Annotated in this window: 14 protein-coding genes and 1 pseudogene; 10 read left to right on the plus strand and 5 right to left on the minus strand. The window is 52.0% G+C overall.

All coding sequences use genetic code 11. The features are described from left to right. Positions 1–6: 6 nt before the first annotated feature. A complete protein-coding gene (locus R50912_RS14605; RefSeq protein WP_039298117.1) occupies positions 7–204 on the minus strand; it encodes a periphilin-like transcriptional regulatory Lge1 domain-containing protein in 198 nt (65 codons plus the stop codon). 72 nt (positions 205–276) lie between these two features. Between R50912_RS14605 and rpiA the strand changes: the two genes are divergently transcribed. From rpiA to R50912_RS14630, 5 genes are all read left to right on the plus strand, one after another. Then, positions 277–957: a ribose-5-phosphate isomerase RpiA gene (rpiA, locus tag R50912_RS14610; RefSeq protein WP_197073117.1), complete on the plus strand. Its 681-nt coding sequence runs from the start codon at positions 277–279 to the stop codon at positions 955–957. Next, positions 926–1,456, plus strand: coding sequence for a VanZ family protein (locus tag R50912_RS14615; RefSeq protein ID WP_231637857.1), 531 nt, complete (start codon positions 926–928; stop codon positions 1,454–1,456). Before rpiA ends, R50912_RS14615 begins: the two co-directional genes overlap by 32 nt. Beyond that, on the plus strand, positions 1,446–1,886 hold the full coding sequence (locus tag R50912_RS14620) for a GNAT family N-acetyltransferase (RefSeq protein ID WP_042235882.1): 441 nt from the start codon (positions 1,446–1,448) through the stop codon (positions 1,884–1,886). The genes R50912_RS14615 and R50912_RS14620 overlap by 11 nt, the downstream gene beginning before the upstream one ends. A gap of 212 nt (positions 1,887–2,098) precedes the next feature. After that, a complete protein-coding gene (locus R50912_RS14625) occupies positions 2,099–2,551 on the plus strand; it encodes a MarR family winged helix-turn-helix transcriptional regulator (protein ID WP_042235886.1) in 453 nt (150 codons plus the stop codon). Next, positions 2,548–5,706 carry an MMPL family transporter gene (locus R50912_RS14630; protein ID WP_042235890.1) on the plus strand — a complete coding sequence of 1,053 codons (3,159 nt, stop codon included), beginning with the start codon at positions 2,548–2,550 and terminating at the stop codon, positions 5,704–5,706. Before R50912_RS14625 ends, R50912_RS14630 begins: the two co-directional genes overlap by 4 nt. A gap of 130 nt (positions 5,707–5,836) precedes the next feature. Here the strand turns inward: R50912_RS14630 and R50912_RS14635 are convergent, their stop codons facing one another. Beyond that, positions 5,837–6,508, minus strand: coding sequence for a tetratricopeptide repeat protein (locus R50912_RS14635; protein ID WP_042235893.1), 672 nt, complete (start codon positions 6,506–6,508; stop codon positions 5,837–5,839). Positions 6,509–6,755: 247 nt separating this feature from the next. Here R50912_RS14635 and R50912_RS14640 point away from each other — a divergent pair, with 247 nt between their 5' ends. Both R50912_RS14640 and R50912_RS35590 read left to right on the plus strand, forming a co-directional pair. After that, the gene (locus R50912_RS14640; protein ID WP_042235895.1) at positions 6,756–7,757 is read left to right on the plus strand and encodes an aldo/keto reductase; all 1,002 of its coding nucleotides are present in this window, start codon (positions 6,756–6,758) and stop codon (positions 7,755–7,757) included. A 173-nt stretch (positions 7,758–7,930) separates the two neighbouring features. Next, positions 7,931–8,089 carry a hypothetical protein gene (locus tag R50912_RS35590; protein ID WP_197073083.1) on the plus strand — a complete coding sequence of 53 codons (159 nt, stop codon included), beginning with the start codon at positions 7,931–7,933 and terminating at the stop codon, positions 8,087–8,089. Positions 8,090–8,231: 142 nt separating this feature from the next. Here the strand turns inward: R50912_RS35590 and R50912_RS14645 are convergent, their stop codons facing one another. The 3 genes from R50912_RS14645 to R50912_RS14650 all read right to left on the minus strand — a co-directional run bounded on the left by R50912_RS14645 (position 8,232) and on the right by R50912_RS14650 (position 9,774). Beyond that, complete coding sequence (locus tag R50912_RS14645; RefSeq protein WP_042235898.1) at positions 8,232–9,149, minus strand: manganese catalase family protein; 918 nt, start codon at positions 9,147–9,149, stop codon at positions 8,232–8,234. Positions 9,150–9,252: 103 nt separating this feature from the next. Then, complete coding sequence (locus tag R50912_RS34190; RefSeq protein ID WP_081956504.1) at positions 9,253–9,558, minus strand: HNH endonuclease; 306 nt, start codon at positions 9,556–9,558, stop codon at positions 9,253–9,255. Positions 9,559–9,561: 3 nt separating this feature from the next. Further along, positions 9,562–9,774, minus strand: a complete 213-nt coding sequence (locus R50912_RS14650; protein ID WP_039298136.1) for a hypothetical protein — start codon at positions 9,772–9,774, stop codon at positions 9,562–9,564. Positions 9,775–9,939: 165 nt separating this feature from the next. Here R50912_RS14650 and psiE point away from each other — a divergent pair, with 165 nt between their 5' ends. From psiE to R50912_RS14665, 3 genes and pseudogenes are all read left to right on the plus strand, one after another. Continuing rightward, on the plus strand, positions 9,940–10,344 hold the full coding sequence (gene psiE / locus R50912_RS14655) for a phosphate-starvation-inducible protein PsiE (protein ID WP_042235901.1): 405 nt from the start codon (positions 9,940–9,942) through the stop codon (positions 10,342–10,344). A gap of 459 nt (positions 10,345–10,803) precedes the next feature. Continuing rightward, a pseudogene (locus R50912_RS36450) lies at positions 10,804–11,411 on the plus strand (transposase); the annotation flags it as partial. Between the two features lie 271 nt (positions 11,412–11,682). Further along, positions 11,683–13,044 (plus strand): ABC transporter substrate-binding protein, encoded by a 1,362-nt coding sequence (locus R50912_RS14665; protein ID WP_042235902.1) that lies wholly within the window; start codon positions 11,683–11,685, stop codon positions 13,042–13,044. Position 13,045: the final 1 nt, after the last annotated feature.

A 13,045-nucleotide genomic window follows, 5' to 3' on the forward strand; every position in this document is an offset into this window, starting at 1 on the left:
TATCCGTTAGGCGTGATATTTACCCGTGGGTGCGTTCAGTACCCATTCGAGCATCATCATCATATCTTCCAGCCGGGTTAGCTGGACATTCAGCGCTGCCCGCTGCGGATCACCGGCAGACAAGGGTGCCAGCCGCGACTCCAGAGATCTGCGCTGAAGCGTCAATTCGTTGATTTTGGATTGAATCTGATTTTCGGTTCTCATCCGGAATCCTCCTGGTGTGCATTATTGTACTTGGTTCATTATAACGGATAACATGGGGGTAATAAAATGAGTATCAATGTTAAGCAGCTGGCAGCAGAGAAAGCCGTCGAGTACGTGCAGGACGGAATGAAGGTAGGGCTGGGTACGGGTTCTACGGCTTACTGGGCCATCCGCAAGCTGGGTGAACGTGTTAGCGAAGGCTTAAACATCACGGCAGTGGCAACCTCGCAGGCTTCGGAGGATCAGGCCCGTGAGCTGGGGATTCCGCTGGTTGCTTTTGGCGAAGTGGATTCTCTGGATCTGACCATTGACGGCGCGGATGAGCTTGATGGTGCACTGCAGCTGATCAAAGGGGGAGGCGGAGCGCTTCTCCGCGAGAAGATTGTTGCGATGGGCAGCACCCGTATGATTGTGGTAGCAGATGAGAGCAAGGCAGTGACCACACTTGGCAAATTCCCTCTGCCGGTTGAGATCGTGCCGTTTGCCTGGGAATGGACTGTCGCTGACCTGGCCAAGCTTGGCTGTAAGCCGGAGCTGCGCCGCAGCGGCGGTGAGCTGTATAAGACGGATAACGGCAACTACATTGCTGACTGCCGCTTCGAGGCTATTGACTCTGCTGCTGATCTGGCGCTTGCCCTCCAGCGTATTCCAGGAGTCGTGGAGCACGGGCTGTTCATCGGTATTGCCGATATGGCAGTGATCGGCAAAAATGACGGCACCATTGAAATCATTGAAGGTGAGAGCAATCTCTAACACGCGTAAACACCGGCGGAAAGGAAAACCGGCGGCAAACAGACAGAAGCTGCCCCCGGGGCGGCGGATACTGGCCTGGCTGCTGCTACTCATATACAGTGCAGTGCTGATCTACTGGATGTTTCTCGGCTTTGGACGGACGGTTCAGACGGAGGGGCCGCTGCGCTACAATCTGGAGCCGCTGCGCACAATGCGTTTGTATTTTGATATGAGTAACGGAGTGTCTTACTCAGGGCGGGTGGTCAACCTGTTGGGTAATGTTGCTGTGTTTGTGCCTTTTGGCATCCTGCTGCCTCTGGTTAGCACCGCCTACCGCTCATTGCTGCGGTTAACGCTAGTATCCGTTCTATGTATAATAGTGCTTGAGCTGATGCAAATGCTGCTGCGGGCGGGCAGCCTGGATATTGATGACCTGCTGCTTAATCTGCTGGGGGTATGGGCGGGATATGCACTGCTGCGTGTTAAACAAACTTTTAGGAGGTCACATAATGTTGATTGATTTGAAGCCACTTGTCGGAACACCTGAGGTGAACGAACTGCTGGCTTATGCGGTTATAGATGATCCGGATGCGCTGGAGCGCACGTCGGCAGAATACCGGGAGCAAGCGGCGCTGCAGCTATGCGGCTGGGAGGAGGAAGGGCTGCTGCTCGGCCTCACCGGCTTTGAAGAGACTGAAGACGGTTCGCTGGATATCCGCCATATTGCAGTGCTGCCGGAGAACCGGGGCAAGGGCTATGCGCGGGGGATGATTCTGGAACTGGTGACGACCCGTCAGCCGCGTTATCTGGTGGCGGAGACCGAAGATGAGATTGCCGCGGATTTCTATCGCAGCCTTGGATTTATGGTATACAGCCTGGGCGAGAATGCAGCCGGAATCGAAATATTCCGCTGTGTGTACGAGGTTGAAGAGACCGAGGACGAGGAGTAGAGCGGAAAGGCTGGCATCAACGTAACAGAACATCACAGACAGAACATACCGGAAGAGAACAGCCATTCAGCACTTTACGGTGCAGGGTGGCTGTTTTTGCGATGGAATGTAAAATTCATGATGAGCGGTTGACTTTTTAAGATTAGGACAATATAGTTTTACTGTGAAACTGTTCTACACGTGAACTATTATTTCGTAAAGGAGGAACCCGCATGAAAAAAGATGCAGAGGAATGGATCAACCGTTACGTGGACGCATATATGGTGGTTACCAGGCAGATTAACGCCAGGCTCAGGGATATTTTTGGCGAAGGGCTGACGAATGACCAGTTCCTGATCCTCCGGCTGATTGCCGGACAGGAGAAATGTACTTCCACCTATCTGGCTGAGGCTGTAGCGGTGGGCAAAAGCTCAATTACGGCTATTATCAACCGGCTGGACGAAGCGGGAATGATTGAGCGGACCCGTGATGAGAATGACCGCCGGCAGGTGTATCTGACGATGACCGAGCATGGCAAAAGTGTCTACAGCACTTCTGAGAAGCAGATGCAGGAGGTTATCTCCCCCTACTTGTTCCACTTCGAGGATCACGATATCGAGCGGTTTATTACGATGTTTGAGAAGCTGGCATTTTTGATGCAGGAACCAGGAGGTAGACAAAATTGAGAACTATTTTAAAAGCAAGATGGGCAATTATCGCTATTTGGCTGGCGGTGGCAGTAGTGCTATTCCTGACCGCCCCGGCTATGTCTGATCTGGTACGGGAGAAGGGGCAGATCTCGGTCCCGGCAGGATACACTTCGTCAAAAGCCGCCGAAATCATGAAGGAAGTGGCAGAAGCCAAAGGCGGGGAAACCGTACATCAGGTTGCGCTTGTGTTCAACAAGCCAGAGGGCCTGCAGGCTGCGGACACCGAGAGTATTAAGCAAGGCGTTGAGAAGCTGGCGGCGAATAAGGCTTCCCTGAATCTCAGTGCGATCACCGATCCTTTTACACAGCCTGAACTTAAGGATACCCTTATTGCCAAAGACGGCAATACAATCATGGTTGCTTTGTCGGTGCAGGGCGGAGAAGAAGAGGTTAAAGAGCTGCCGGCCAAGGCCGGGGCATTGCTGGGGGACGTCACCGCTGATCATTATATGACCAGTGAAGGGCTGATTACAGAAGATACGATTGCCAGCTCTGAAGCCGGGCTGAAGAAGTCGGAATACATTACAGTTGTCTTTATTCTGCTCATTCTGTTCGTTGTGTTCCGCTCGTTCGTAGCGCCGTTTGTGCCGCTGTTAACCGTGGGGCTGAGTTATATTGTGTCACAGTCGGTTGTGGCTTTTCTGGTGGACCGGTTTGATTTCCCCCTGTCCACGTTCACACAGATTTTCATGGTCGCTGTTATGTTCGGGATCGGGACGGATTACTGCATTCTGCTGATCAGCCGGTTCAAGGAAGAGCTTGCCCATTCCGAGGATACGACAAGTGCCATTATCTCTACTTACCGTAAAGCGGGCGGTACCGTATTCTATTCAGGGCTGGCGGTGTTCGTCGGATTCCTGGCGATCGGCCTGTCCAAATTCATGCTGTACCGTTCAGCGGTCGCGGTAGCTGTCGGGATTGCCGTGATGCTGCTGGCGCTCGTGACGATTGTACCGTTCTTCATGGCGGTGCTGGGCCAAAAGCTGTTCTGGCCGTCACGCGGCAAGCTGGAGCACAGCGAGAGCCGGATTTGGGGGGCGGCAGGCTCCTTCTCCCTGAAGAGACCCTGGGCTGCGCTGCTGATTGTGGCAGTCATCGTTGTACCGTTCCTGCTTACATACAGCGGGAAGCTGAGCTTCAACAGCATGGATGAAATCGGCTCGGATTACGCGTCGGTCAAAGGCTTCAACATGATCTCGGAGAGCTTCGGTCCGGGTGAGTCGATGCCGGGCAAGATTGTCATTAAGAATGATGACCGGATGGATACGGCTGAATATATGGGCCTGGCCGAGAAAATCAGCCGTGAGCTGGAAAAGGTGGACGGAGTCAAGGCTGTGCGCAGCATGTCCCGTCCAACCGGGGAGCAAATTAATGACTTCCTGATCCCTACCCAGGTCGCTACGCTCGCCGACGGGCTGGATCAGAGCAATGAAGGCTTAACCAAAATTCAGAGCGGGCTTGCTGAAGCAAGCGAGCAGCTGAAAGAGAATGGGCCGAAACTTACAGAGGCCGTATCCGGGAGCGCCAAGCTGACGGAAGGTACAGCTGAGCTCAAGGCAGGCATCGATGCGCTGGGTGACGGCCTGTCACGTATTGAGAACGGAATCCGCAGCGGATCAGCCGGAGCCGGAGAGATTAAGACCGGCCTCTCGCAGGCGGCGGCAAGCGCGAAACAGCTGGCAGCGGCCAATACGGCACTGCTCGAAGGCTACAAGAAGATCGGAAGCGGCCTGACGGCGCTGGATGGAGGGCTTGCCGGCCTGCAGACACAGCTTCAGGGTGTTGCCGATGCACTGACAGGCCTGCAAGGCTCCTTCACCGGACTTGAGTCCGCGCATCCGGAGCTGCTGCAGGATATCAATTACCAGACGATCAAAGGTACAGTGACGCAGAGCGGCGCTGGAGCTGCAGGGCTGGCCGGAGGGCTGGGCCAGATTTCAGCCCAGCTCAAAGGGGCGGCAGCAGGGCTGAGCGAAGCCAATGCCGGTTATGTCAAAGCGGCAGCAGGCCAATCCGCGCTGGCGAAGGGGCTGGATCAGCTGGTGGCCGGTATCGGCCAACTGCAATCCGGCCTGAATCAGGCGGCAGACGGACAGGAGCAGATTGTCGGCAAGCTTCCGTCCATCACCAGCGGGCTGGATCAGCTGCAAGGCGGACAGCAGCAGCTCGCGGACGGTTTCGGTGAGCTTACAGGCCAGCTTGGCCAGCTGCAGGGCGGACTTACCCAAAGTGCGGATGGCCTGGGACAAATTACTGGCGGCCTGAGTTCCGCGCAGGATTATCTTAAGCAGATTCAGGATGCCAAGGATGACGAGCTGAGCGGGTTCTTCGTACCGGCAGAGGCGCTTGAAGCTGACGGTATTCAGCAGGTATTTGATACCTATCTGTCCGGAGACCGTAAGGTCATGACACTGGATGTTGTATTCGCTGAGAATCCATACAGTGCTGAAGCCATTGACAGTGTCGGAGATATCCAGGCTGCAGTGGACCGTGCTGTGGCCGGTACGAAGCTGGAAAATGCGGAGACAGCCATGAGCGGCGTGACCAGCACCTACAGCGATTTGCAGAAAATCTCTAATGAGGATTACACGCGGACCGTGATTCTGATGCTGGGCGGTATTTTCATTATATTGGTGCTGCTGCTCCGGTCAATCATTATGCCACTGTATCTGATTATCTCACTGCTGATTACCTACTTTACAGCACTGGGCGTAACGGAGGCGATCTTCGTCCATCTGCTGAACTATTCCGGGATCACCTGGACGACTCCATTCTTCAGCTTCGTCATGCTGATTGCCCTCGGGGTAGATTATAGTATCTTCCTGATGGCCCGGTTCAATGAGAATAAAACATGGGATGTGCGTGAAGCCATTCTGCATGCCATGCGGAATATGGGAACGGTAATTCTGTCAGCCGTTGTTATTCTTGGCGGAACCTTCGCCTCGATGTATCCTTCAGGGGTGCTGTCGATGATGCAGATTGCCACCGTGGTGCTATCTGGTCTGGCCCTGTACGCATTGCTGTTCCTTCCGTTCTTCGTGCCGGTAATGGTGCGGATGTTCGGCCGGGCCAACTGGTGGCCGTTCAGTACGGCAGCTGCAGAGGAACAACCCAAATCCCTGAATCTCTAAGGAGCTCTAAATCCCTGAACTTGAGATAACGGTTCCTGTAAAATAACACAAACAACCTCCGGGGCACGGTAACGTGCAGCAGCCGGAGGTTGTTTGCGGTAAAGGTCCTGTATCATTAATAATAAGCCGCTCAGCGCAGCTTGGCGAAATAGCTGCGCAGCGCCCAGCCGCGTTCCTGGCGTTTCTTGTATTTGGGCAAGGTGCGGTAGACGGCAAGCGATTCGGCAAAAGCACGCTTGGCATCTTCCCCGCGCCCCAAAGCCTTGTACATGGAACCCGCCAGATAATAAGCTTCGCTGGAGGAGGTCTGAATCTCCTGGAATTGGCTCACATAGTGGAGTGCCTTGTCATGGTCTACATGCCGGAAGGTTTCGGCAAGTCGAAGGTAGGGCTGCCCGTATTGCGCCCTGCGGTTGATCTCCAGTCCCTTGAGCATCTGGGCTTCTCCTTCGGGAAGCTGGCCCAGCTTGAGGTTAGCATATCCCAGCTCCACCCAATACTCAGCCGATGTTTCGTAACGGTCAACAATTGCTGTCAGAAGCTCCTTGGACTCGCTGTAGCGTTTGCGCTCTGTCATCAGCCGGGCCAGATCGAATTTGGCGGTTACATCGTTCGGGTTCTGTGCAATGGTCAAGCGCAGTTTGGAAATCTGGCGGCTGCGGCGGAAAGGCTTGGAGAAGCTGGGCAGAATGCCTACATAACGGCGGTCTACAAAATATAGAACGACGAGCAGAATGATCAGGGCCAGAAATGGATTGCCGAGCAGACGGTACAGCAGCAGGAAACCTAGAAATTTAATCATGGATAATGAATTCCCTCCGTTATGGTTGTGTTTATGTAAGCTTCCTGCAAGAATTAGAGCAGTATGGCAGGGCAATTATACCATATCCTCCTTTTTTAAGGCCATGGCCTTATTATGCAGTGTTAATGGCACTACAATTGACAGCCCGTAGGGTAAGACTTAAGCTTTGTGTACAATGATATTGTCTCATAGCTATATATGCTCTTACATATTGGATTCAATTAATTCTCTGAGAGAAGGATGAACTATGGAGACACTGACAAGCAAGGTCAATTTACGCCTGCTGGGGCAGTCGGATTTATCCGTATCGCCGCTTGGACTCGGCTGCTGGCAGTTCAGCCGGGGAAGCGGCATCGTGGGCCGCTACTGGAGTAATCTCACTGATGCGGATATTCTGGATATTGTACGGGTCAGCCTGGAAGGCGGCATGAACTGGGTCGATACGGCAGAAATCTATGGAGGGGGCAAATCGGAAGAGGCGCTGGCTCATGTGCTGGATCAGCTCCGGAAGGAAGGCAACCCGCATGCCGCACCGCTGATCGCTACCAAGTGGTGGCCGTTGCTGCGGACAGCCGGCTCCATTACCGCAACGATTGACCAGCGCATCGCCTGTCTGGGAGGAAGAGGAATTGATCTGTATCAGATTCATCAGCCGTTCTCCTTATCCTCCATTGCCAGTGAGATGAAAGCTATGGCTGGACTTGTGGGGGCAGGCAAAATCCGTTATGTGGGCGTAAGCAATTATTCCGCCAAGCAGATGGTGGAGGCACACCGGCTGTTGAAAACCTTCGGGCTCCCGCTGGTATCCAATCAGGTCAAATACAATCTGCTGCACCGCAATATCGATCAGAATGGGACTCTGGCCGCTGCCAAGGAGCTGGGGATTTCCATTATCGCCTACTCTCCATTGCAGCAAGGCATCCTGACCGGTCGCTTCCACAATGATCCGTCGCAGATTGCTGCAGTCTCCCGGATACGGCGGATGCAATCGGGTCTGGACGATGCCGGTCTGACCCGCAGTAAGCCGCTGATTGATTCTCTGGGTAAGCTGGCAGAGAAATATGAGGTGACACCGGGCCAGGTAGCCCTTAACTGGCTCATTCATTATCATGGCGACACCGTAGTTGCCATCCCGGGAGCATCCAAAGCCCGCCATGCCCGGGAGAATATCGGTGCCATGGCCTTCCGGCTAAACCAGGAGGAGCTGGGACTGCTGGATGAAGCATCCTGGGCAGCACTGAAGAGATAAGCGGTAATTGTGTTTGTACATAGCCTCCGGCCGGGTTAGCGGCCTGGAGGTTATTTTTTTGCTTAAATTAATAAATAACTGTTTAAGACTGGAAAGAGCAGGTTATATAAGGGATAAGATATTTCGCACTCACGCAAACTAAGGTGAAGATTACAGAAGGAGGTTGAACTTCAATGAGTATGAGCGTACATAATCTTATGGCTTTTAATCATCAGTTTTTTAGACCTCAGCCCGTTCTTAATCCTAAGCCGCAGAAGTCAGAAGACAAAGTCCAGAGCTTTCAGGAAGTTCTCAATGAGAAGCTGAGCGCTTATGGCGATAGGAAGAAATGAATCTCAAATAGGAACCGCCAGATGCAGAATATATCGCAGCAAACTATAGAACCAGAAGAAGCAGGTGCTTTCCCGGATGGGGGGCACCTGCTTCTTTGTATATCTGGTTATTTCACTCTACTTACCTGGTGCAGCTTAGCGTTTAATTCGTATTTCCGGAAGAGCTTATATTGGCTGCCGACTGCAGGCGGGCAGCAATGGCGAGGAAATCGTCCTCGGAGATGCCCGGAGCGAATTCTTCAGGCACCTCTGGCGCCTCGGGAACCGGGAAGCCCTTAGGTATACCTTCGATTACTTCGAGCGGCTGTCCATCCTCCGGATGCAGCCCCTTCCAGATCTGCCTGATCGCTGTGAAGTCACCATCGCTGTTCGTATACAGCTTCGTATGAACGCCTCTGGACTCGTATTTCCGGGTCTCATTAAAAGCCTTGTTGCTGAGGGAAGGGATTGGAATTAGCTTGCTGACATCAACACCGGTAGCCACCTCCAGCGCTTTGGCATAAGCCACTACATGGACTCCCCCGCGGACCAGCAGATAACCTATAACCTCACGCGCAGCCGGATGGTCGGTCAATTCATACACCTTCATCTTGTGTGTACGGGCACCGCACTCCAGGAAGAAGTTATGCAGCAGATCGAGAATCAGATTCCCGCTGTTGAAGACATATTCACCGCTCCAGGGACGGCCCATAGAGTCGAAGGGCATAGCGGATTGGGCTCCGCCGAGGGCGAAATATGTATTTCGCGCATCTTTGAACGGATTAAGCGGAGTCTGATCCGGTTCCTTATAGGCTGTTGATCCGCACAGGCATTTATTGACCGCATGCGATACCAGTTCTACATGACCAAGTTCTTCTGCAGTGATACTTGTAACGAGATCGTAGAAGGGCTTGAGCTTTTTTTTGCTGCGGAAATTAAACGACTGGAACAGATAGTTATTCAGTGTCGACATCTCGCCGAATTTACCGCCAAGCAGCTCTTGAACTGCTGCTGCGGCATTTGGATCGGGACGCTCCACTTCAGGAATCTCAATGGCAATTTCGTCAAAGCGCTTGAACATAAACGCACCTGCCTCACTATAGAGTATTGTTGGCCTGCCGGCCATTCTCCGCTCTATAGTGTCTCTATATCAGGCAATCTATTCATATTTTCGGTCAAGCGGCTTAATATCCACCCCGCACACGCTTGGATTTGCGGAGCTTAGGCTCAGAACCTGGCGGCTGCCTGATGATCCATTGGAGATATGCGGCGATCCTGGGGTCGTGTCTAAGGTTGTCTAGCGTTGTCAGGCCAAGAATGACCAGATCGCTGTTGGTATACAGGGCATGAATCTGCCGGTGGCAAGCCTTGCAGAGAAGAGCGGTAGGCAGCAGGGCTCCGCCTTTCTCACGGGGAATCAGATGATGGACGGTGGTTGCGAGAGGGGAACGGCCGCATAGCTCACACTTGCCCAAGGCTTGTTCTTTCATGTGCTACGGCCGGACTTCGAAGAATTCGCATCGGCTGCGCGAATAATAGGTCAAATCGCTGACCCGGGACTGGATCACAACATCTGAATCTGTGAAGCGGACCACAGTCGCACCGGAATTCACTAGATGGTCATCCTGGAATACACGGACGGGCAGCTTGCGGTCAATCGCTTCCTGGAGATCGCTGTCGGTCAGCAAAGGACGGTTGATGGGCATGGGATAAATCTCCTTTTTATAGGGATGAAAGTAGTTCAGTAAATACAAACAGTATACCCGCGAGCAGGCCATAAATCCACTTCGCTCATCCCGGTTAAGCAGTACTTGCACTGGAAACGTAATCACTTCTATACTGTGGGTTAACCTGGAGCAGGAGCTGATACGATGAAAATTCTTAACAAATTCGCTGTTGTGCCGCTGGTTCTGCAATGGGTATTGAACCTGTCCCTTGTTGTACTCGCCTTGATTCTGGTCATTTTCCTGGGCAAGGAAACAGTATACATCTTCAGCCACATTAATGATGCCAGTGAATTATCCAAGCTGGAGCTGCTCGAAGGGATACTGGTGTATTTCCTGTATTTCGAATTCATTGCGCTGATTATCAAGTATTTCGAGGCCCATTATCATTTCCCGCTCCGTTATTTCATCTATATCGGCATTACGGCGATCATCCGGCTGATCATCATCGATCATGAGAGTCCGCTGGACACTATATTGTATTCCGGTGCCATACTTGTACTGGTGATCACGCTGTATCTAGCCAACACCAAGCAATTGAAGCGCGAATAAATCGCTTATCCACATTTTACGAGGCTGTCCCAAAAGCCATGAAATGGCTGCTTGGGACGGCCCCTCTTTTTTTGAGTTGGATTAACTTGTGAACGTGGTGTGGACGCTGCGCGAACGGACCGTTGCTACAATCGCTGTGCTCTCCAGATTTTATTTATTTCCCTTAGCGGTAAAAATCCGGAGAGCAAGGCGACCGCTACCGCTTTTCCACAATCAGTCCGTCCTCTCCGCTGTTAAAGCGGGGGGCGTTTCTAAAAGGTCTTTCAAAAATCACAAAAAGAAATCGCTCGTTTTGGTAAAATGGAGGTACCACCCAACCATTCCCAAAGGAGCGATTTCTTTGTACATTTAATAGTCCATGGACCAACTTTGCTTGCCCATGGATCTCGAAGAAGATATTCCTTCGAACCACCTCGATCGCGTTCGTGAATGCAGCCGTCAACCGGCTGGAATCAGATCCTCGGGAAATTGCCAAAGACAGTCATTGCGGATGCAGGTTATGGCAGCGAAGAAAACTACGCCTATCTGGAAAGGGAAAAGATTCAGGCGGTAGTAAAGTACGGCAGCTACCACAAGGAAAAGAGCAAAGCCTGGAAAGCGAATGTTGGTAAAATTGAGAACTGGATACACCATACAGCCGAGGATAACTGGACGTGCCCAGCCGGGAAAATGCTGCATTTTCATAGGGAAAGCAAAAGACCTTAGAGAGCGGCTATAAAATTCGTAGACGTCATTACCGAAGCGGCTCCTGTGACGGCTGCCCCCTAAAGGAGCATTGCACGAAAGCGGCAGGAAATCGGGAGGTGGTCGTCAGTTTGGAACGACTACGATACCAGAAACAGGCTCGGGAAATTCTACGGAGTGAGGAAGGTTACGCCTTGGCCGTACGCCGAATGACGGAGCCAGAAAGTGTGTTTGGACAACTGAAGAACAACCGTGGGTTCCGGTGATTTCTGCTTCGCGGCTTGGAGAAAGTGACGCTTGAGGTCGGATGGCTTTCCCTTGCTCATAATCTGCTGAAGCAAGCCACCAATGACCAAAAACGCAGAGCAGCGATCCTCCAATAACGGGAGAATCGCTGCTCTGCTCACTTTTTGTAGTATTAAGAATGAAGAGAACTGTCTTCCGCGGTAGAAAACCTACTTTTGGGAAAGCCCCGTTGTGCGTTCTGGACTGAATAGCAGTCTGGTTTCTTCTGTATTGAAGCCTCGCGTTTGGTAAAGCTGCCGAATCGGAAATATTTCCACCATAAATCGGCGGTTTGCCTCCTCAAAAAAAAACACTCGCCTACTGTACACTAAATCTTGTAAGAGAAACCTTTGAGAGGGGTACAGAGGAATGAAAAAAGCAAAGTACTTGGCGCTGACGCTGGTTTCCATCATACTCATAGGTTCGCCCGCGGCATTCGGAGCTAACAACAACAGCGGCAACATTGCTGCGGATAAATATACGGGTAACAATACAGCAAGCGCGAATGCACCAACCTCCGGGGAGAAGAATACAGAGCCCGAAGCGAAGGTAAAGCTTACTTTCTGGACAATGGGCGACATGAACTATGAAGAGCTGGCCAATACATACATGAAGGAACACCCGAATGTAACCATTAAGGTGCAGAACACCGGTGACACGAATGCACACCATAACAAACTGGCGGCAGCATTCTCGGCAGGTTCGGGTACACCTGATATTTTCCAGCTTGAGGCCGGTTTCATGGAACATTACCTGGGTGTTCAGGACAAATTCTATAATCTGAACGACCTTGGAGCCAAAGATATCCAGACGGACTTTCTAAAATGGAAGTGGAAACAAGCCTCATCCGTGGACGGCAGCTTCCAGCTTGGACTTCCGGCTGATATCGGACCAACTGTGGTCTATTACCGCACCGATCTGGCTGAAGCAGCCGGCCTGCCCGGCGACCCTGAAGGGTTCAGCGCAGCGATCGATACATGGGATAAATTCGCTGCTGTCGCCAAAGATTTCAAAGAAATAACCGGGAAGTACTTTTCCGACCTGACGGATCTTACGTTTAATGCACTTCGAGACCAGTCTGTAGATGAAATCTATTTCAGCAGAACAGATGGAACATTCTTCGGCGACACCAATCCGTATTTGAAGAGAGCGTATGACTTTACTGTTAAAGGCATTCAGGAAGGCTGGATCAGCAATTCGGAGATCTGGTCGCCTGAATGGGAACAAGGCATGAATGACGGTTCATTCGCAGTTGTGATAGGACCGGCATGGCTTGCCGGCAAAATCAAAAGCAGTGCACCTGATTCTTCCGGCAAATGGAGAATTGCCCAGCTTTCTGAAGGCGTCGGCAACTGGGGCGGTTCGTTCATTACCCTGCCTAAGGAAGGGAAGCATCCGAAGGAAGCCTATGAATTCATCCAGTGGCTCGTTAACAAGGAGAATCAGCTGGAGTCCTTCAAGACCAAAGGGCTGATCCCCTCGACCCCTGCTCTGTATGAAGATCCTGCATTCGCAGATTTCAAGGATGAGTTCTTCGGCGGCCAGCAGACTGCTGTTGAATTCGGTAAAGCGGCTAACCGTGTTAAATGGGTATACTACGGACCGCTGCATGACAGGGCTGATACCTTCTTCAAGAATGCGCTGAGAAACGTGTCGGAAAAAAAAGCCGATCCGGCCAAAGAATGGAACTATGCAGTGAAGCAGGCGAAAACGCTTGCTCCACCCGGTTAAC

Source organism: Paenibacillus sp. FSL R5-0912 (assembly GCF_000758605.1).
Classification (GTDB): domain Bacteria; phylum Bacillota; class Bacilli; order Paenibacillales; family Paenibacillaceae; genus Paenibacillus_AQ.